Source organism: Brevundimonas sp. Leaf168, from assembly GCF_001423685.1.
GTDB classification, from domain to species: Bacteria; Pseudomonadota; Alphaproteobacteria; order Caulobacterales; family Caulobacteraceae; genus Brevundimonas; species Brevundimonas vesicularis_C.
In genome coordinates this window covers 168,706-187,242 of the sequence record NZ_LMOY01000001.1, presented here as the reverse complement: position 1 = coordinate 187,242, position 18,537 = coordinate 168,706, and the positions used below count along the sequence as shown (strand labels likewise).

The following is an 18,537-nucleotide window of genomic DNA, read 5'->3' as shown; positions in this document are numbered from 1 at the left end:
ATTTAGATGACCGCTTGGGCCCAATCCCTGATCCGCATCTCCAACTATGAGGTCGAGACGCTGCAGAAGCGTTTGGCCGAGATCGCCGAACGCCGCGCCGGCGCCGAACTCCGCATCGCCGTGCTCGACGCCGAGGCCGAGGGCGAACGCAACCGCGCCCGCATGGACGCCGAGGCCGGCATGATGTTGGGCGCCTATCTGAACGGCTGGAAATCAAGAAAGGCCGCCGCCGAAGGCGACCTGTCGGTGCTGGACGCCGAGGAAGCCGGCGCACGCGACGCCCTGACCGGCGCCTTCGAAGAGCTGAAGAAGTTCGAACACGTCGCCGAAACCACCCGGCTCAACCAACTGATCGCCCTCGCCAAGCGCGAAACCGCCGCCTTCGACGAGCTGGGCCTGCGGAAGCGTGCGGTCTGACTTTGAAAATCCTCCCTCGCATCGCGGGGGAGGGGGACCGCGCGTAGCGTGGTGGAGGGGGCGGACGTCGCACGAACCCTCAAATTTGGATCTTGCGCAACAGGCTGACACCCCGTGTGAGGTCGCCCCCTCCACCGCTTCGCGGTCCCCCTCCCCCGTTCCGCTGCGCTCCTCGGGGGAGGATTTCACCCGCCGCGCTATCCTCGCCGCCCCGCTCGCGCTTGCCGCCTGCGACCGCTTCGCCTCGGCGGAGCCGTCGCCGCCCAACGTCCCCCCGCTGAAGTCCATCGCCCCGGCTCCCTTCGGCACGGCGATCAAGGCCAGCCAGATCGACGACCCGGACTGGGTCGCGCTGGCGCGCGCCAACGTCTCCCAACTCACGCCCGAGTGGGAGATGAAGATGGAGTACATCCTGGCCGATGGCCTGGACCGGCCCAACTTCGACCGCTCGGACCGTATCGCCGCCTTCGCCCGGGCTGAGGGCATGGCGATGCACGGCCACACCCTGATCTGGTATGCGCAAGGCAAGGAGGCCTTCGCCGGCCTGTCGGGCGCCGCCTTCGACCGCGCCTTCGACGGCTATATCGCCACGGTCGCCGGCCGCTATCGCGGCAAGATTCGCAGCTGGGACGTGGTCAATGAGCCGATCCTGGACGACGGGTCGGGCATCCGCGACTGCCACTGGTCGGCGCGATACGGCCACGACGGCTATATCCTGCGCGCCTTCGAAAGGGCCCGGATCGCGGATCCTGACGCCATCCTGTTTCTCAACGAATACAATCAGGAGAGCGTGCCGGCCAAGGGCGCGCAGTTCCTGAAACTGGTCGAGCGGCTGCTGAAGGCCGGCTGTCCGCTGCAGGGCGTGGGCCTGCAATCCCATCTGTGGATCGACATCCCCGAGGGCGTCATCGCCGCCTATATGCGCGAGATCAGCCAGTTCGGCCTGCCGATCCATGTGTCGGAACTGGACTGCACCCTGCGCACCGAAAACCGGCTGGACCTCCGCAGCCAGGCCGACCGGATCGCGGCCCAGGGCGCGCGCGTCACCGAACTGGCCTCGGCCTTTGCGGCCCTGCCCAAAGCCCAGCAGTTCGCCTTCACCGTCTGGGGCCTGCGCGACACCGACAGCTGGTATCGCCAGGGCGACGCGGACGATGGCCGGGACAAGCCCCTGCCCTTCGACAGCTTCGGCCGTCCCAATCCGATGGCGGCCGCCCTCGCGGCAGGCTTCAAGACCCCCGCCTGACGACAGGCCTCTGAATACGGAAACGCCCGGCCGTCTTGCGACAGCCGGGCGTTCCTGTGCGAACCGGAGGGGGCGGCCGGTTTACTTCTTCTTGGCGGTCACGGTCGCCGGCGCCTGAACCGACGTCTGGGCCTGGGCTTGATGACCCCGGCGGTGCGCACGCGGGGCGCGGGCCGACGGCGCAGGGGTCGTCGCCGAAGCGGTCGCGGCCGGACGGGCGGTCATGGCGGTCGAGGGCGCCGGGGTCGTGCCGGCGAAGGCGGCGCCGCTGGTCAGGGCGACGAAGGCGACGGCGGAAACGGCGGCGGCGGTGCGGAAGGATTTCATGTCGATGTCTTTCGTTTGAAGGTCGAAGTCTCAGGCGTGTCGGGGGTCCTGCCGGCCGGGGACGCCGGCAGGACCAGCAAGGCGTCGGGCCTTACTTCTTCTTGGCGGGCGTCACGGCGCGGTGGGTGCGGGCGTGGCTGACCCGATGATGCGCACGGGCGGAGGCGGCGGGGCGGGCGTGAGCGCCCGACGACGGGGCCGAAGGGGTGCCGGCGAAGGCTGCGCCGCTGGTCAGGATCACCAGTGCGGCGGCGCCGAAAGCGGCGGTGGAACGGAAGGACTTCATGGCGGGTCTTTCTGTGTGTTTGGCGTCCGGCCTCGTGTCGGACAGTCACTGTTTCGGACCCGCGTCCGGCCGGTTCGGGGCCGGTCGGTGTCGCCGCGTATCGTCGGCGAAGAGAATTGTGTCCGACTGTATCCGCCGCGCTTTGGCCATGAGACAGGACGACAGATCGCGCTTCTTCCCGCTCGCCGAACGCCAATGTCCCAGACCTCCGCCGCCCCTGTCCTTCTGGTCGTCGACGACGACCGCGAGATCCGAAACCTGTTGTCCGACCATCTGGAGCAGCACGGGTTTCGCACGGTGAAGGCCGCCGACGGCCGGGCGATGAAGGCGGCGCTGGAGGCCGGGCCGGTCGATCTGGTGGTGCTGGACCTGAACCTGCCGGACGAGGACGGCCTGTCGCTGTGTCGCGGCATTCGGGCGGCGTCCAAGATTCCCGTCATCATCCTGACGGCGCGGGGCGATCCCATCGACCGGATCGTCGGGCTGGAGATGGGCGCGGACGACTATATGGCCAAGCCGTTCGAGCCCCGCGAACTGGTGGCCCGCATCCGCACCGTCCTGCGGCGCACCGGCGGCGAGGCGACGACGAACGAGGGTCGACACGCCGACTTCTCCGGCTGGTCGCTGGACATCGCCGCGCGCGCCCTGACCGCGCCGGACGGGCGGCTGGCCCCGCTGTCGGGCGCCGATTTCGACCTGCTGCACGCCTTGGTCAGGAACGGCGGCAAGCCCCTGTCGCGCGAGCGGATCCGCGCCCTGTCCACGGTCGCCGACGCCGACGACCGCGCCATCGACCTGAGGGTCAGCCGCCTGCGCCAGAAGCTGGGCGACGACGCCAAGGCCCCGGCCCTGATCCGCACGGTGCGCAGCCTGGGCTATATGCTGGCGGGGCCTGTGACATGGCGAGCGTGAGAACCCGCCAAGGCCGGGCCGAGGCCGAGACCACGCGGCTGTTCCTGCTGCTGCTGGTCGGCGCCCTGCTGGCGGCGGGCGTGACCTTCGCCGCCTTGGGCCTGAACCATCGCCATCGCCTGTCCCAGGCCCATGACTTCACCACCGCCGAACGGATCGTGGACTTGGCCGGCTCCAGCGACGATCCCGCCGCCGGCCTGACCGACGGCCTGCCGGACGCTGCGGGCCAGAGGCTGGGCGCGCCCGATCCGTCGCTGACCCATGCGGTCGCCGAGGCGCTGAAGCGGCGCGGCGTGGACGGCGTCTCGGTCAAGGCGTTCGAGGCCTCGGCCGGGGCCTGCGGCGCGGCGACCGATCGTCTGAGATGCCGCATCCTGGTCCTGCGGCCGGTCAATGGCGCGCCTGTCCCGGTGGCGATCAGCCTGCCGCCCGCCCCGCGCCCGTGGACGCTCAGCCGCGAGGCCGCCGCCCTGCTGTTTGCGGGTCTGGCCGCCGTGCTGCTGACCGGCTGGATGGGCTCGCGGCTGGCGGCCGGTCCGCTGAACCGCCTGTCCCAGGGCGCCGTCGCCCTCAGCCACGATCTGGATCGCCCGCCCCTGGTCGAGGAGGGCGCGCGCGAGGTCCGCGAGGCCGCCGCCGCCCTGAACGCCATGCAGACCAGGCTGAAGGCCCTGATCGAGGATCGCACCCGCGTCCTGGCCGCCGTCGCCCACGACCTGCAGACGCCCCTGACCCGGATGCGGCTGCGTGTCGAAAAGATCGAGGACGAGACCCTGCGCGCCCAGTTCATCAGCGACCTGGCCGGCATGCAGCATCTGGTCCGGGAAGGCCTGGACCTGGCCCGGATCGAAACCACGGTCGAGGCCGTGACCCCCGTCGATCTGGACGCACTTCTATCCGCCATCTGCGAGGACGCGGCCGAGGCGGGCCAGCCGGTCGTCTTCACCCAAGGCTGCAACGCCGTCGTGCCGACCCGGCCCCAGGCGCTGCGTCGATGCCTGACCAATCTGATCGACAACGCCGTCCGCCACGGCGGCGATGCGGTCGTCAGCGCCATGCGCGATGAAAATGCGGTGCGCCTGATCGTGCGGGACCACGGCCCCGGCGTGGCGCCGGATCAGTTGGAGAAGCTGTTCGAGCCCTTCTACCGCCTCGATCCGTCCCGCTCGCGCGACAGCGGCGGCTCCGGCCTGGGCCTGACCATCGCGCGCCGCATGGCCGAACGCGCCGGCGCCCATCTGACGCTCGCCAACGCCGAGGGCGGCGGGCTGGAGGCGACCCTGACCTTCCCGCAACCCTGACGAAAAGGTCGCGGCGCCTGCATCCGAACGCCGCTCTCGCCGCCTCTCTCTGAAAGCGTTAGCGTGACGCGTTCAGGAGACCACCCCCTTGCTTCATTCGTTTCTCGCTCACCGCCGTCCGGTCCTCCTGCTGCTGGCCGCCAGCGCCCTGGCCCTTACGCTCAGCCCGCTGGCCAGCCGCCCGGCCGCCGCCCAGGACGCGGCGCGCATGGACCAGGTGATCCGCGCCTCCAGCGACGCCGACGCCTTTTCCGGCTCCGTCCTGGTCGCCCGCGACGGCCGCATCCTTCTGGATCAGGGCTACGGCCTGGCCAACCGCGAGTGGAGCATCCCCAACGACGGTGATGTGAAGTTCCGCCTGGGCTCGCTGTCGAAACAGTTCACCGCCGTCGCGATCGTGCTGCTGAACCAGCAGGGCAAGCTGGATCTGGATGCGCCGATCAAGACCTGGCTGCCCGACGCCCCGGCCGCCTGGGACGCGATCACCCCGCGCCATCTGCTCAGCCACACGGCGGGCGTGCCCAACTTCACCGCCTTTTCCGACTTTGAGGCCCAGAAGACCCGGCCCGCGACGCTGCCGCAGCTGATCGCCCGGTTCCGCGACCGGCCGCTGGACTTCACGCCAGGCTCCCGGTTTGCCTATTCCAACTCGGGCTATGTGCTGCTCAGCGCCATCATCGAGGCGGCCAGCGGCCAGACCTACGCCGATTTCGTCACCGCCAATCTGTTCCAGCCGCTGGGCATGAGCGACAGCGGTTACGACCGCCACGACGTGATCCTGCCCCGCCGCGCCTCGGGCTATGCGCTGGGCGCCGACGGCGTCGTCAACGCCGACTATGTGGACATGAGCATCCCGACCGGGGCCGGCGCCCTGTATTCGACCACCCACGACCTGCTTAAGTGGGAACAGGGCCTGTTCGGCGAGCGGCTGCTGAACGCCCAGTCGATGACCGCCCTGACCACGCCGGTCCGCAACGGTTACGCCATGGGGCTGATGGTGTCCGAGGCCGACGGCAAGCGTCTGGTCTGGCACAACGGTGCCATCGAGGGCTTCAACACCTATATGGCCTATGATCCGGGCGACCGGACCGCCGTCATCGTCCTGGGCAATCTGAACGGTGAGGCGCCCGACAAACTGGGCGCGGCCCTGGTCACCCTGGCGCGCGGCGGGACCGTGACCCTGCCCAGCGAACGCCGCGCCGTCGCCCTCTCGCCCGACATGCTGAAGGCTTATGAGGGGGTCTATAATCTGGCCCCGACCTTCGCCCTGACGATCTCGGTCGTGGACGGCAAGCTGATGGCCCAGGCCACCGGCCAGCCCGCCTTCGAACTGACGGCGGAGGCTGAGGACGCCTTCTACCTGACCGCCGTCGACGCCCAGATCACCTTCACCCGCAACGCCGCCGGCGCCGTCGAGGGCCTGGTCCTGCACCAGGGCGGGAGGGACATGCCGGCCAAGCGTCAGTGACCGGTCTTGAAATTTCGCGATTTCAAGGCTAGGTTGAAGGCCTGATCTGATGAGGTGAGAACTCCCTCCTCACACACTCCGTTTCACAGCGGCGTAAAGTAGGCGAAAGCCGAAAGAGATGCGGGACCTTGGGACCCCGCCGTCCGATTGGAAAGAGGCCCCGTCATCGGCGGGGCCTTTTGCTTAGACAGGCAGCCAGTAACCCTTCGCGACGCGCCCCTCCAGATCGTGCTGCGACACGCGATAGGTGCTGGCGACCACATATCGCCCCTGCGCATCCGGTTTCAGCTTGATCGCCACCAGCAGGATCGCCTTGGCGACGGCGATGCGGCGAACCATGACGAAACCCTCTCGATCTTTCGGACCCTGCCCCACCCAATCGGGCGCCTGCAAGATTTGGCCGATGTGTCGAATGCAGAGCGCATAGTCAGCAGGATGTCGATCTTCCGCATGTTCCTGAGCGGATGCGGAGAAGTGGACAAGGCCGGGGCGCAACGTCCAGCCCATCGCGTCATTTACGACGCCGACAGCCAATGGACCGCAATCGATCGGCTTGTATTTCGCCATCGCGTCTCTCGGAGATCGAGATCATCCGACTATGGCCCCGATAGATATTTCAGGTAGTGGCTCGCGTTGCACCGCGCGTCAATCGCGGCGTCGATGTGAGCGAAGAAACGCAAAACGCCCGCCGTCACCGGCGGGCGTTTCGAAATCGCGGATCGAAGGTCGATCAGGCGGCGACGGTGACGACGCCCTCGGCCGGATCGCGCAGGACGTAGCCGCGGCCCCAGACGGTTTCGATATAGTGTTTGCCGTCGGCGGCGGTGGCAAGCTTCTTGCGCAGCTTGCAGATGAAGACGTCGATGATCTTCAGCTCGGGCTCGTCCATCCCGCCGTACAGGTGGTTCAGGAACATTTCCTTGGTCAGGGTGGTGCCCTTGCGGAGCGAGAGCAGCTCCAGCATCTGGTATTCCTTGCCCGTCAGGTGGACGCGGTGACCGTTCACCTCGACCGTCTTGGCGTCCAGGTTCACGGCGATCTCGCCGGTGTGGATGATCGCCTGGGCGTGACCCTTGGAGCGACGGACCACGGCGTGGGTGCGCGCGATTAGCTCGTCCTTGTGGAAGGGCTTGGTCATATAGTCGTCGGCGCCGCCGCCGAAGGTCTTGACCTTGGTTTCGATCTCGTGGCTGCCCGACAGGATCATGACCGGGGTGTTGACCTTGCCGACGCGCAGCTGGCGCAGGACTTCCAGGCCGCTCATGTCCGGCAGGTTCAGATCAAGAAGAATGAGGTCGTAGTCATAGATCTTGCCCAGATCGATGCCTTCCTCGCCCAGGTCCGTCGTATAGACGTTGAAGCCTTCCGACTTCAGCATCAGTTCGATGCTTTGGGCGGTTGCGTGATCGTCTTCAATCAACAGGACGCGCATACGTGCCCCTCCAGGCAAAAGCTTTGCGGTAACCACCCTGACACACGGCCGGGTAACCTTGTTCGCAAGTTAAGACGTGAAAACCTTAAGAAGGGTTAACGCCATCCAATTGAGGCGAATCTAGGCTGATTTGCGAATCGGCGTCGAGGGGCCGGAGTCAACGATTCGAAATTTATTAACCATGTTGGACCCGCGCCCCGTGTTTCGGTCGACATACCGCCCGTCCTCTCACCTCCCTCACGCACGACGTCCCACCTGCAACCTCAAGACGATTAAGCCGCCACGACCGATTTTGGCGCACAGTAGGACGATATTCCTATCACGACGTCACGGCCACCTATGATGCCGGCGTCGAGAGTTCGTGAGAGGGAGACGTTTCGTGCTGGAGGAATACAGGGTGCCGGTCACCGAGGAGGATCAGGTCAAGGCCGGGCTGGCCATTCATCTGATCGCGGCGCGCACCGGCGCCCATCCGTCGCAGATGACCGGTCGGGGCCGGATGAACCCGCGCGCGGCCCGCCCGCGCTGGCTGGCCATGTACCTGTCGCACGTCGCCTATGGCTGGACGATGGAGCGAGTCGGCCATGTCTTCGGCGTCAATCGCGCCAGCGTCGGCGCCGCCTGCCGCTGGGTCGAGGACGAACGCGAACGGCGTAGCATCGACGACCTGATGAACGACCTTGAGGGCTGCATCCAGGGCCTGTATCAGTCGCCCCGCCTGGAACTGCCGCAATGAGCCGGCTTCTGGAACGCGCGCGCGATCTGATGGCCAAGCCCGGCGCCTGGCTGTCGTCCGAGGGCGGGGCCTATGCCTTGCGTCTGTCGCCGGATCGCCGCAGCCGCATCAGCCTGACCCTGACCGAGACCGAGTTTCGCGCCCTGATCGACCAGCCCGGCCTGCGCGTGCGGCCCGGCGGCGGCTGGTCGGGACGCGCCCAGCCGGACCCGACGCCGTCCCCCGCCCCCGGCCGTCCCGGCTTCGTGGCGGGCCAGCGCGACCTGATGCAGCCGGACGGCCGCATGGTCCGGGCGCGCGCCAATCTGGGCGAAAGCCCCATCGCCTGGCTGGCGCGGCGCAAGGATGCGTCCGGCCGCCCCTGGCTGACCCCGGCCGAGGCCGCCGCCGGCGAACGGCTGCGGCGCGAGGCGGAACAGGCGACCAGGGGCGCCTCGGTCACCATGCGCTGGGACGCCCTGCCGACCTCCGGCTCGGGAACCGCCGCGCGGATGGAGCCGACCGACCGCGCCCTGTCCGCCGCCCGCCGCGTCGAACAGGCCCTGACCGCCGTCGGCCCGCGCCTTCGCCCCATCCTGACCCGCATCTGCATCCACGGCGACAGCCTGCAACTGGCGGAAACCGGCCTGGGCCTACGCCGCCGCCAAGGCAAGACCGTGCTGAAACAGGCGCTGCAGGCGCTGGCGGATCACTATGGGGTCGGGTGAAGTGCACAGATTGCACTCAATTTCTGATGGGCGATCCGGACGCGGGGAATGGCGACCAGCGGTGGAGAGCAGAATGTAATCGTGGACCCACTGACAGTGCGGCCTGCTTGCGTCGACACCTTCACCAAATCCGCCGGCCTTGGGCAGAATGAAGAGAAAACTCACCCAGCGCTGTTTCGCGTCCCGGCGATAACGTGATAGCGTAAACGCTTGATTTGACGGAGCGCCGACGCTGTGAGCCAAGGCCCGGAGACCGCCCCCGACGCTCTGCCATGGTCCCGCCTTATCGCGGCGAGCGAACGTCTGGCTGGCTGCAAATCATTGGACCAAGTCGTTGGCGTACTGCGCGAGACGGCGCGCGAAATCGTGGGGTCGGACGGCATCACCGTGGTCGTGCGCGAGGCCGACCAGTGCTTTTACGCAGCCGAGGACTCGGATGGGCCGCTGTTCAAGGGCATGCGATTTCCCTTGGACGCCTGTGTGTCGGGTTGGGGCATCACGCACCGCGAGACTGTGGCGATCACCGACATCCGCCTGGACGACCGCGTGCCGCAAGAGGCCTATTCCCAGACCTTCGTGCGCAGCATGGTCATGGTCCCGGTCGGTTCGCCCGAGCCGGTGGCCGCGATCGGGGCCTATTGGACCGACGTACGCGAAGCGGACCAAAGCGCGATTGAAAGGCTGGAAGCACTGGGTCGCTCGGCGGCCATCGCTATCGAAAACGCGCGTCTGCTGTCATCGGTGCAGGAAAGCGACCGCCTGCGCGCGATGGCCGTCACGGCCGGCCGGATGGGCGTCTGGTCGCTGGATCTGCGCACAGAGGTATTGACCACGTCCGCCACCTGCCGGATCAACTTCGGCCGGGAGCCGGATGCGGATTTCCCGTACCAGGCCTTGCGCGCGGCGGTGCACCCTGGCGATCAAGAGAGGGTCGGTGAGGCTATCGCACGAAGCATCGGCCAGCGCGTCGATTACGATGTCGAATACAGATTGATCACCCCCGCCGGCGCCGAGCGCTGGATCCTCATCCGCGCTCAACCGACCTATGACGCGGACGGAACTCCGCTGACCTTGGCGGGCGTGTCCATTGACGTCACCGAACGCAAGGCCATGGAAGCGGCCTTGCGTGACATGACAGAGACGCTGGAGCGCAGGGTCGCCGAGCGCACGGCCGAGCTGGAGCACACGCAGGAAGCGTTGCGTCAATCCCAGAAGCTGGAGGCGATGGGCCAACTGACAGGCGGGGTGGCGCATGACTTCAACAATCTGCTGACGCCGATCCTGGGCAGTCTGGACCTGTTGCACCGCCGGAAGATCGGCGGGGAGCGAGAGCAGCGGTTGATCGAGGGTGCGTTGCAGTCCGCTGACCGCGCCAAGACGCTTGTGCAACGGCTGCTCGCCTTTGCGCGACGGCAACCGATCAGTGCGACCGCCGTAGACATCACCGCCTTGTTGATCGATCTCAGTCCGCTGATCGGGTCGACCCTAGGGCCGCAAGTCGCGTTCAAGCTGGACATCGCCGAGGATTTGGGAAGCGCGATCGCGGACCAGAACCAGGTCGAGATGGCCATTCTAAACCTTGCGGTGAACGCCCACGACGCCATGCCCGAGGGCGGCAAGCTCGTTTTGGCTGCAGCGAACGTCAGCGTGGGCGCAGACGATGCAGCGCCGGTATCGGCTGGCCGATACGTACGCATCTCGGTTGCCGACGACGGCGTCGGCATGAGCGAAGAGACCCTGCGCAGGGCTATCGAGCCCTTTTATTCGACCAAGGGGGTCGGTCAGGGAACGGGCCTGGGGCTGTCGATGGTCCACGGCCTGGCCATGCAGTTGAGCGGCGGCCTGGCTGTATTCAGTTCACCGGGACAGGGGACGACGATCGAACTGTGGCTGCCGTGGGCTGAAGCGATCGGCGAAGCCGCCGCCGCGCCGAAGCATCACGAGATCCAGCCGGGCAGAGTGCTGCTTGTGGACGACGAGGACGTTGTGCGGGCCAGCACCGCCGACATGCTCAGCGACCTCGGATTCGATGTTCTGGAGGCGCGCTCTGGCGAAGAAGCGCTGGACGTCATCGCGACAAAGGGACCGATCGACCTTCTGATCACCGACCACATGATGCCCGGCATCACGGGTGCAGACCTGGCCCGGATAGTTCAGCATCGGCACCCGAACATGGGAATCCTGATCGCGTCCGGCTACGCTGACGTGGTTGGGCTGCCGCCGGACTTGCCGCGGCTCGAAAAGCCGTTCCGACAATCAGACCTGATCGCCAAGCTGGCGGCTCAGTCGGTGGGGCGCTTGCAGACTGCAACCGCCTCCTGAGTCCAGGCGACCTGGCAACCCGCGGCGCTTGCGCTGACAAGAGCGCCCTCATCGCACTGTGTTTTGTCCGCTCAGATCAGGGCGATGGGGATCAGGATGGCCAGGAGGTAGATCAGCGCCCGGATCAGGGCCAGCACGGCGATGACGGCGCCGCGCCCCTTTGACACGTTCAGCCGCCGGGCGAACCAGCGGGACTGCACGACGACGAACCAGGCCGTGCCGCCGATCATGATCGCGGCGCCGACCGCATTGGGCAGTTCGGGTCGCTGAAAGATGGTCCCGCCCGCCGAGACGAAGGCGGCGCAGACGGCGGCGAGATAGCATTGCGCATAGAAGGGCGCGCGCAGGGTCTCGCGGGCGAAGCGCTTCTTCTCATGGCGCAGCAGGGTGACGGCGGCGACCAGCGGGATCAGGCTGAAGGCCAGCGAGCGGAACAGGACCAGGTTCTGCTGGGACGCATAGACCATGCGGCTGAGGTCGGTCGCCTCGGGCGGCGGCGGCACATGCAGCGCCATCGACAGCAGATTGGTCAGGACGATGGTGGCCAAGAGGAACAGCGGCGGGCTGAGCGCATCGTCGTAGCGACGCTCCTCGCTGTCGCTCTGCTCGCGGTCCGAATAGTCCATCGCCGCCAGCGGCCCGCGCAGGATCCGCCACAGGGTCAGGGGATAGAAGACCAGCCAACTGACCGCCTCGAAGAGAAACTCCTCGAAACTGCGCAGGATCTTCAGCAGGTCCATTCGCGCCCCCGGTTACGACCCCGCGATCGTGGGTCGCCGGGCCGGTGGTTGCAACCCCCGACTACTGAACCGCCAGCGCGGCCTCGCGGATGCGGCCGACCATGCTGTTCAGGCCGTTGGCGCGCTGGCGCGTCAAAGCCGAGGGCAGGCCCAGCCGATCCAGCGCCGCGCGGGCGTCGAAGGCGACGATCTCCTGCGGCGTGCGGCCGGAATACAGTTTCAGCAGCAGGGCGATATTGCCCTTGGACAGGGCGCTGTCGCTGTCGGCGGCGAACCACAGCCGCCCGTCGTCCTGCGTCGTCGCCAGCCAGACCTGGGCCGCACAGCCCGGCACCTTGTTGGCCTCGATCCGGTCGGCCTCGTCCAGCGGGGCCAGCCCCTTGCCCAGTTCGATGACGTATTCGATCCGTTGCTCCCAATCGCCCAGCAGGTCGAAATCCTCGGCCAGTTCGGCCAGGGTCTGGTCCAGGGTGTCGGTCGGGGGCGTGCGGTCGGTCATGCGCCGCCAGATAGGCCGCGCGGCCGTTAACGACAACCGGCCGTTTTGTCCCCCGATATTCATGGTGAACGCCGCAATGGGGTTCGCCTCAGGGGGGAGCGGCCTCGCACCGACTCAGCCGCAGCCCTAGTCTGTGCGCAGACGAAACCCATGGCCCGCCCTCCTTGAAACCCGACGCCCACGCCAGATTCGAGGACGACCCGACGCACGACGCGGCGTTGGGCGCTCCGCTGGTCGCCTTGTGGCACGCGATCTGGGCCGTGGCGGTGGCCCTGACGGCGCTGGCGGCCCAGATGATGGACGGGCTGAAGGACGCGCCGCTGGCCGCCCTGCTGCTGATGGCCTTCCCCGGCGTGTTCGGCGTCGTGCTGATGGTGCGCGACAGCGTGGGGCTGAGGCTGGCGGTCATGGGCGGCTGGATCCTGGCCGCCACCGCCTCGGCCGGCCTGACCGGCGGCGTGACCGGCGCCCTGCCCGGTCTGATCCTGACGCCGCTGGCGGCGGGGATCGCCCTCGATCATGCCCGCGTCGGCGCCGACCGCCTGACTAGCGTGGGCGCCCTTGCGGTGGCCCTGCCGCTGCTGGCGGGGCTGATCTCGACCTGGCTGAACGGGGCGGAGGCGCAAGGCCCCCTGCTGGCCGCCGTTTCGGGCCTGCTGGCCATGGGCGCGATCATCGCCGCCATGCGCCTGACCTGGAGCGCGCGCCAGCGTCGCTTGGACGAGGCGGAAGGACAGGCCGCCCGCATCGCCGCCCTGCTGGAGGATCAGCCGGCCCTGACCCTGCTGCTCGATCCGTCGGGCCGCGCGGTCGCGACCTGGGGCACGCCGCCGCCCGCCCTGTCGGTGCTGGCCCTGACGGAGCAGGGCCTGATCTCGGCCGTCCATGCGCCCGACCGCCCGGCCGTGTCCGCAGCCCTGGCCCGCGCCCTGTCGGGCCAGTCGGTCGAGGTCCAGTTCACCCCGCGCATCGCCCTGGACCGCCGCGTCGTCATGATCCTGGGCCCGTTCCAGCACGAGACGGACCGCCCGCGCTTGATCGCCCAGGCGTTCGACGGCACGGCCCAGTTCGCCCGCGAGCTGGGGCTGGAGACCGCTCGCGTCGAGGCCGAGGCCCAGTCGGCCGGCAAGACCCGCTTCCTGGCGAATATGAGCCACGAGCTGCGCACCCCCCTGAACGCCGTGCTCGGTTTCGCCGACATCATGCGCCAGAAGCTGTTCGGCCCCCTGCCCGAGCGCTACGCCGGCTACGCCGACGCCATCCACCAGGCCGGCGGCCATCTGCTGGACCTGATCAACGACGTCCTGGACCTGTCCAAGATCGAGGCCGAACGCTACCAGCTGGCGATGGAGACGTTCGACGCCCGCGACGCCGTGTCCGCCGCCGTCGCCCTGGTCCGGCTCCAGGCCGACGACAAGGGAGTCGAACTGGCCGCCGTCCTGCCGTCCGAGCCGATCAAGGTTCGTGCCGACGCCCGCGCCCTGAAGCAGATGGCGCTGAACCTGCTGTCCAATGCGGTCAAGTTCACCCCGGCCGGCGGCTCGGTCACCATCACCCTGGACGCCGACGGGCCGGACCTGGATCTGGCCGTCTCCGACACCGGCGTCGGCATCGCGCCGCAGGACCTGCAACGGCTGGGCCGCCCCTTCGAACAGGCCGGCGGCGCCGACCAGAAGGCGCAAGGCACCGGCCTGGGCCTGTCCCTGGTCCGCAGCCTGACCGAACTGCACGGCGGCCGCATGACCATCGACAGCACCCTGGGCGAAGGCGCGGCGGTGATGATCCGGCTGCCGGTGATGGTGGCGGGGGAGGAGGCGAGAGAGACGGAAGAGGCGACTGGCAATATGTGCCCCGTCACGGCCGAGGTTTGAATTCAAAGCGCAATTATTTGCGACTTATAAGCACAGCAAAGCTATCGCTCGACGCTCAATCAGCTGTCGAACACCAAATTAGCTGTTAAGCTCTCCACATGACACTCACGCCGGAAGCACGTTATTTGCAACTAGGTCGCCTTCTTGCAGAGATGCCCGATTGGGTTGGTGAAGGCCCTGTGAGCACCGAGACAAACGCTTGGTTAGGCCGGGCAGCGGCGCTGGTTGAGCAAAGCGCTGACCTAGCAGACACGATCGCCTTCAAAGTAGCAGCGCAAAACATTAATGGCGTTTTACATGCGCGCAATGTTCAGACTATCAAGTCGATCGTCTACGCCGCGCTCGGCAGAGCTGAGTTGGCAGCGCCAGCGAGCGTGCAAGGCGCATTCATCCAAGCTGGCGGCACGTTTGATGCTTTCGTAGCGTTTGGCCACGCAGTGGAGAGCGCAACAACTGCAGTTATGATCGTGGACCCCTACGCTGACGCAATAGCCTTGACCGACTTTGCCATTCAAGTTCCGGAAGGCGTAAGTTTGCGGATCTTAGCCGACAAGGAATATCATAAGCCGACATTGAAGCCAGCGACCGAGAGGTGGCAAGTCCAGCATAAGACTTCGCGTCCTCTGGAGGTCCGTCTTACACCGAAGAAGACCCTGCATGACCGCTTGATCTTCATCGACGATGAGCTTGTGTGGACCCTTGGTCAGTCTCTAAACGCTATTGCCGCACGCGCGCCGACTAGCATCGTGCGTGTAAATCCTGAAACCGCTGCCCTTAAGTTAGCAGCGTATGGTGCTCTTTGGGAGGCTGCGACACCCATTTGAGATGCGCTGGCATGTTTCCACGAACCAGCCAAAGAATCCTAAAGTCGTCAGCGCGCCCCAAGTCGCCGGTCCCCTAAACCTGCCCCATCGCCAGGAAGGCCCTACCCGCCGCGAAGTCGCCGGCCTCGAAGGTGGAGCGGGCGATGCTGCCGTCGCGGAACAGGAACTCGACGGTGAAGACCTCGCGCGGGTCCAGGGCCGACAGGGCGTCGGCGGCGGCGGCGGGGAACAGCCAGGCCTGACCGGCCGGGCGACCTTCGGGCAGCAGCATCGTATCAGCGCTTGTCACCCCGGCGGCCCAGAAGGCGCGGCGTTGCGCGGCGGGCGGCAGGTCGTGCGACAGCCACGGACGCGGCGCCACCGTGTGGTCGCGCATCACCACCCGCACCCCGGTCGGCCGCGAGCGCCCCTGCCAGGACACCACGGCGGCCAGTTGATCGGGACGGTCCATGCCGCCCACCACGCCGAACCGCACGGGCGAGGCGCCGGTCACGGTCGCCTGCATCAACCGCCAGGTCGGGCGCGCATAGGCCGCGCGGTCCGCGCTCCACTTCCGGCGATCGCCCGGAAACTCCATCCGCGTCGTGCGCGACCAGCCGGAAAAGGCGGTCTGGACCCGGCCCTGAACCGTCTTCAGATCGGTGGAGCCGCACGGCGTCGTGTTCGCCCGCGCCCGCGCCCGCTGCGCCGTCTCGGCCAGTTGTCGGTCGCTGGATCCCGCGCGCAGGGCCGCGCCCCGAGCCTGCCAGGCCGCAGCCGTCAGGGCGGCGGTCAGCTGCGGCTCGAACAGGCCGCAACGGTCGTTGGCGGCCAGCACGAAGCTGCGCTCATAGAAGCGGTCCTGCGGCGCGGCGAAGGCGGCGACGGGCGTCGCGGCGATCAGCACGGCCGACAGGAAACCTCTGGCTTGCCGGGGGGAAAGGCCTATCCTCATGCCCCGACCCTAGCGCGCCAGGGTTGGGGTTCCGTGTTCGAGCAGGGTTAGCGAATTGCTTCTTTCCAGCGACCTGTGGGTCAGCGCCCTGATCCGCCGCGCCCAGATCGAGGGCGCCTATGCCACCGTGGTCAAGAAGGGCGACGCCCGCGCCGGCTCGGTCATCGTCAAGGCCTACGACACCTCCACCCGCACCGCCCGCCTGTTCACCGAAGCCTTCGGAACCGACGGCGACCGCCTGTGGATCCAGCCCGTCACCTCCGACAGCGAAAGCGACCTAGACGCCTATATCGCCCGCCAGCGCGGGTATGATCCGGACCTGTGGGTGGTCGAGATCGAAGACAAGCAGGGGCGGCACTTCATCACGGAGACGGTGCAGGGGTAGATGCGCCGTTCGTCGTTCCAAGAAGCGAACTTGAGCCCTAGCATTCCCGGTGAACCCGTCTAGCTTCGACCCCGGGGAGAGCCTGTGGCCGACGCAAGCAAGACCGGAAAGGATTGGAAGGACGACGAGCTCGACGCCATCGTCGCTGACTATTTCTCCATGCTTGCCCTCGACGCGGCGGGCGAGCCGTTCGTCAAAGCGCATCGCGCTCGTGCACTGATGGAGCGAACCGGCCGAAGTCACCGCTCGGTCGAATTCAAACACATGAACATTTCGGCCGTCGCAGCCGAGCTGGGCTTGCCCCATGTGCGCGGTTACCGCCCCATGGCCAACTACCAAGCCGCCATCTTCGACGCCATCGACCGCCACCTAGACGCCTATCCCGAAATCCTAAATGACAATGCTTTTTCTTTCCTCCCCGTTGCGCTGACATGGGGCGGTGGATCGGCGCTCTTTCGCGCCGAGACGGAGGGAACGACTGGGTCTGAGCGAGGCGTCGCCGAATCCGCGTCAAGGTTTGACGACGCAGGTGCAAGCCATCTGCCCCTCACCCTCACCGAAAGCCCTCCCCCCGGCCCGGCCCGCACCCCGCGCCCGGAAGGGCTCGCCCGCCTCGTCCGCAAGTACGACCCAGCAGCCCGCGATCACCGGAACCGGTCCCTCGGCTTGCTGGGCGAAGAGCGCGTCTTCCATCACGAGCGCGCGCGTCTCATCGCGCACGACCGCCCCGACCTCGCGCGTCGCATCGAATGGACCAGCCAAGAACGCGGCGACGGCGCCGGCTATGACATCCGTAGTTTCGACCCTACCGGCGCCGAGCGCCTGATCGAGGTGAAGGCCACCCGAGGTGGCCCCACGACGCCCTTTTACCTGACCCGCACCGAGCGCGAGGTTTCGCAGGAACGCCCCGACCACTGGCGGCTCTACCGCCTCCACGACCTTTCAGCCGCGGCAGGGCTCTTCATCCTGCCGCCGCCGCTGGAAGCGTCGGTCACGTTAGAGGCCGAGGCTTGGAAAGCCCACTTCTGACCGGTCAAGGTTCGAACCGGATCAGGTCATACTTCTCCGCGAAGCACGCCACGAACGCCGTCGGGTCTTCTTCATTCCGCCAAGCGCACGCCAGCTGATCCTCGCCAATCCCTGCGTCGGCCACTGATAAACGCCAGTCGCGCAGCAACAGCCGATCCACCGTCTGAACCCACTGCGCGCGATCCATCACTCGACCTCGCCCGAAGGCCCCTTTAGCGCCTTGGCTTTGGCCCGTTCCAACTGACCGATACTGGTTTCCGGCGTCGGCAGACGCTCGGGCATCACGCCGCCCAATTCCGAGATGGTCTGGCGCACCTTCTTGCCGACGGCGTGGTGGATGTCGTTGGCCTGCGCCTTGGTGTTCGCCCCGTCTCGCCTCAGCTTGTCCTCGGCCTGAGTGGCGCGGAACAGGTTCGCGGCAAGTTCCGTCGAACCCATGTGATCCAGTATCTTTTGGCTCTTCTTCAGCCCCTTTAGCGCGTGGATGTCTCGCATGGTCCGGCCGCCATAAAGGCCGCGATAGCCGTGGTCCTGAAACACCGCATAATCCAGTCCGGTCTCAACCCCCGCCTGCCTCGCGGCGGAGGCCAGCGCGGTATTGTGTTGCGCCATCTCGCGCCTCAGCATCAATCGCTTGTCGTCCTCCGACAGGCCGCCAAACGCTGGGTCGTCCGCGATCTCCTGACGCCGCGTCTGGACGGCGAAATAGGTCTGCCCCGCCGCGATCACAGGCTTGGACGGGTCACCGTTCTGGACGATCAGGTAACAGGCGTAACGAGACAACCGCACATCGGCGACCTCGCGTTGCGCGCCAGAGCCCAGATCGACCATTTTGGTGACGTCACCGAAATGGTCCGCCGGATCGAGCCCCGCCGCAGCCGCCGACACACGCGCCTTCTCAATCACGGACAGGAAGTTGCGGTAATCCTGATAGCCGAGAACGGGGGCAAGCTGCCTCGCCAGCCAATACTCAACCCCTTCGTCCTCATGGCGAATGGACTCGAACGACTGGCGATGCGGAGGAGCGATGTCGGTCATCTGGTGACTATCACGCCAGCAGAACAAAAAGGCAACTCTGTTATCCTTTTGCCAGCGCTCCTC

At 67.1% G+C, this 18,537-nt stretch carries 21 protein-coding genes; 12 read left to right on the top strand and 9 right to left on the bottom strand.

The features are described 5' to 3' along the window. Positions 1-6 precede the first annotated feature (6 nt). The gene (locus tag ASF81_RS00895; protein WP_055803572.1) at positions 7-417 is read left to right on the top strand and encodes a hypothetical protein; all 411 of its coding nucleotides are present in this window, start codon (positions 7-9) and stop codon (positions 415-417) included. An 85-nt stretch (positions 418-502) separates the two neighbouring features. Continuing rightward, on the top strand, positions 503-1,663 hold the full coding sequence (locus ASF81_RS00890; RefSeq protein WP_082503392.1) for an endo-1,4-beta-xylanase: 1,161 nt from the start codon (positions 503-505) through the stop codon (positions 1,661-1,663). A gap of 81 nt (positions 1,664-1,744) precedes the next feature. On the opposite strand, the gene ASF81_RS00885 is transcribed toward ASF81_RS00890, so the two are convergent. Together ASF81_RS00885 and ASF81_RS00880 are read right to left on the bottom strand one after the other, a co-directional pair. Beyond that, positions 1,745-1,990 carry a hypothetical protein gene (locus ASF81_RS00885; protein WP_055753007.1) on the bottom strand — a complete coding sequence of 82 codons (246 nt, stop codon included), beginning with the start codon at positions 1,988-1,990 and terminating at the stop codon, positions 1,745-1,747. A 91-nt stretch (positions 1,991-2,081) separates the two neighbouring features. Next, the gene (locus ASF81_RS00880; protein ID WP_017505846.1) at positions 2,082-2,276 is read right to left on the bottom strand and encodes a hypothetical protein; all 195 of its coding nucleotides are present in this window, start codon (positions 2,274-2,276) and stop codon (positions 2,082-2,084) included. A 195-nt stretch (positions 2,277-2,471) separates the two neighbouring features. On the opposite strand from ASF81_RS00880, the gene ASF81_RS00875 reads away from it, so the two are divergent. The 3 genes from ASF81_RS00875 to ASF81_RS00865 all read left to right on the top strand — a co-directional run bounded on the left by ASF81_RS00875 (position 2,472) and on the right by ASF81_RS00865 (position 5,957). Beyond that, a complete protein-coding gene (locus ASF81_RS00875; RefSeq protein ID WP_055803569.1) occupies positions 2,472-3,188 on the top strand; it encodes a response regulator in 717 nt (238 codons plus the stop codon). Continuing rightward, entirely contained in the window at positions 3,176-4,489 is a 1,314-nt protein-coding gene (locus ASF81_RS00870; protein ID WP_055803566.1) for an ATP-binding protein, read from the top strand. Before ASF81_RS00875 ends, ASF81_RS00870 begins: the two co-directional genes overlap by 13 nt. An 88-nt stretch (positions 4,490-4,577) precedes the next feature. Beyond that, positions 4,578-5,957 (top strand): serine hydrolase, encoded by a 1,380-nt coding sequence (locus tag ASF81_RS00865; protein WP_055803563.1) that lies wholly within the window; start codon positions 4,578-4,580, stop codon positions 5,955-5,957. Between the two features lie 183 nt (positions 5,958-6,140). On the opposite strand, the gene ASF81_RS00860 is transcribed toward ASF81_RS00865, so the two are convergent. Further along, complete coding sequence (locus tag ASF81_RS00860; protein WP_055803560.1) at positions 6,141-6,524, bottom strand: hypothetical protein; 384 nt, start codon at positions 6,522-6,524, stop codon at positions 6,141-6,143. A 163-nt stretch (positions 6,525-6,687) separates the two neighbouring features. Continuing rightward, the gene (gene ctrA / locus ASF81_RS00855) at positions 6,688-7,389 is read right to left on the bottom strand and encodes a response regulator transcription factor CtrA (protein ID WP_017505852.1); all 702 of its coding nucleotides are present in this window, start codon (positions 7,387-7,389) and stop codon (positions 6,688-6,690) included. A 379-nt stretch (positions 7,390-7,768) separates the two neighbouring features. Here ctrA and ASF81_RS00850 point away from each other — a divergent pair, with 379 nt between their 5' ends. The 3 genes from ASF81_RS00850 (at position 7,769) to ASF81_RS00840 (ending at position 11,154) form a co-directional block, all read left to right on the top strand. After that, on the top strand, positions 7,769-8,125 hold the full coding sequence (locus ASF81_RS00850; protein ID WP_082503391.1) for a chromosomal replication initiator DnaA: 357 nt from the start codon (positions 7,769-7,771) through the stop codon (positions 8,123-8,125). Next, a complete protein-coding gene (locus ASF81_RS00845; protein WP_055803557.1) occupies positions 8,122-8,832 on the top strand; it encodes a DUF6456 domain-containing protein in 711 nt (236 codons plus the stop codon). Before ASF81_RS00850 ends, ASF81_RS00845 begins: the two co-directional genes overlap by 4 nt. A gap of 234 nt (positions 8,833-9,066) precedes the next feature. Continuing rightward, a complete protein-coding gene (locus ASF81_RS00840; RefSeq protein WP_255353843.1) occupies positions 9,067-11,154 on the top strand; it encodes an ATP-binding protein in 2,088 nt (695 codons plus the stop codon). Between the two features lie 71 nt (positions 11,155-11,225). Here the strand turns inward: ASF81_RS00840 and ASF81_RS00835 are convergent, their stop codons facing one another. Next, complete coding sequence (locus ASF81_RS00835; protein ID WP_055803551.1) at positions 11,226-11,894, bottom strand: hypothetical protein; 669 nt, start codon at positions 11,892-11,894, stop codon at positions 11,226-11,228. A gap of 61 nt (positions 11,895-11,955) precedes the next feature. Beyond that, positions 11,956-12,393 carry a SufE family protein gene (locus tag ASF81_RS00830; protein ID WP_055754061.1) on the bottom strand — a complete coding sequence of 146 codons (438 nt, stop codon included), beginning with the start codon at positions 12,391-12,393 and terminating at the stop codon, positions 11,956-11,958. Between the two features lie 164 nt (positions 12,394-12,557). On the opposite strand from ASF81_RS00830, the gene ASF81_RS00825 reads away from it, so the two are divergent. Both ASF81_RS00825 and ASF81_RS00820 read left to right on the top strand, forming a co-directional pair. Beyond that, a complete protein-coding gene (locus ASF81_RS00825; protein ID WP_055803548.1) occupies positions 12,558-14,264 on the top strand; it encodes a HAMP domain-containing sensor histidine kinase in 1,707 nt (568 codons plus the stop codon). 98 nt (positions 14,265-14,362) lie between these two features. Further along, on the top strand, positions 14,363-15,088 hold the full coding sequence (locus ASF81_RS00820) for a phosphatidylserine/phosphatidylglycerophosphate/cardiolipin synthase family protein (RefSeq protein WP_156363097.1): 726 nt from the start codon (positions 14,363-14,365) through the stop codon (positions 15,086-15,088). A gap of 73 nt (positions 15,089-15,161) precedes the next feature. Here ASF81_RS00820 and ASF81_RS00815 read toward each other — a convergent pair whose 3' ends face one another. Further along, entirely contained in the window at positions 15,162-16,022 is an 861-nt protein-coding gene (locus ASF81_RS00815) for a hypothetical protein (protein ID WP_055803542.1), read from the bottom strand. Between the two features lie 55 nt (positions 16,023-16,077). On the opposite strand from ASF81_RS00815, the gene ASF81_RS00810 reads away from it, so the two are divergent. Further along, entirely contained in the window at positions 16,078-16,407 is a 330-nt protein-coding gene (locus ASF81_RS00810; RefSeq protein ID WP_055803538.1) for a DUF1491 family protein, read from the top strand. Positions 16,408-16,491: 84 nt separating this feature from the next. Continuing rightward, entirely contained in the window at positions 16,492-17,436 is a 945-nt protein-coding gene (locus ASF81_RS00805) for a DUF3883 domain-containing protein (RefSeq protein WP_055803535.1), read from the top strand. Between the two features lie 4 nt (positions 17,437-17,440). On the opposite strand, the gene ASF81_RS00800 is transcribed toward ASF81_RS00805, so the two are convergent. Next, entirely contained in the window at positions 17,441-17,623 is a 183-nt protein-coding gene (locus ASF81_RS00800; RefSeq protein ID WP_055803532.1) for a hypothetical protein, read from the bottom strand. Next, a complete protein-coding gene (gene dinD / locus ASF81_RS00795) occupies positions 17,623-18,474 on the bottom strand; it encodes a DNA damage-inducible protein D (RefSeq protein WP_055803527.1) in 852 nt (283 codons plus the stop codon). Before dinD ends, ASF81_RS00800 begins: the two co-directional genes overlap by 1 nt. Positions 18,475-18,537 lie beyond the last annotated feature (63 nt).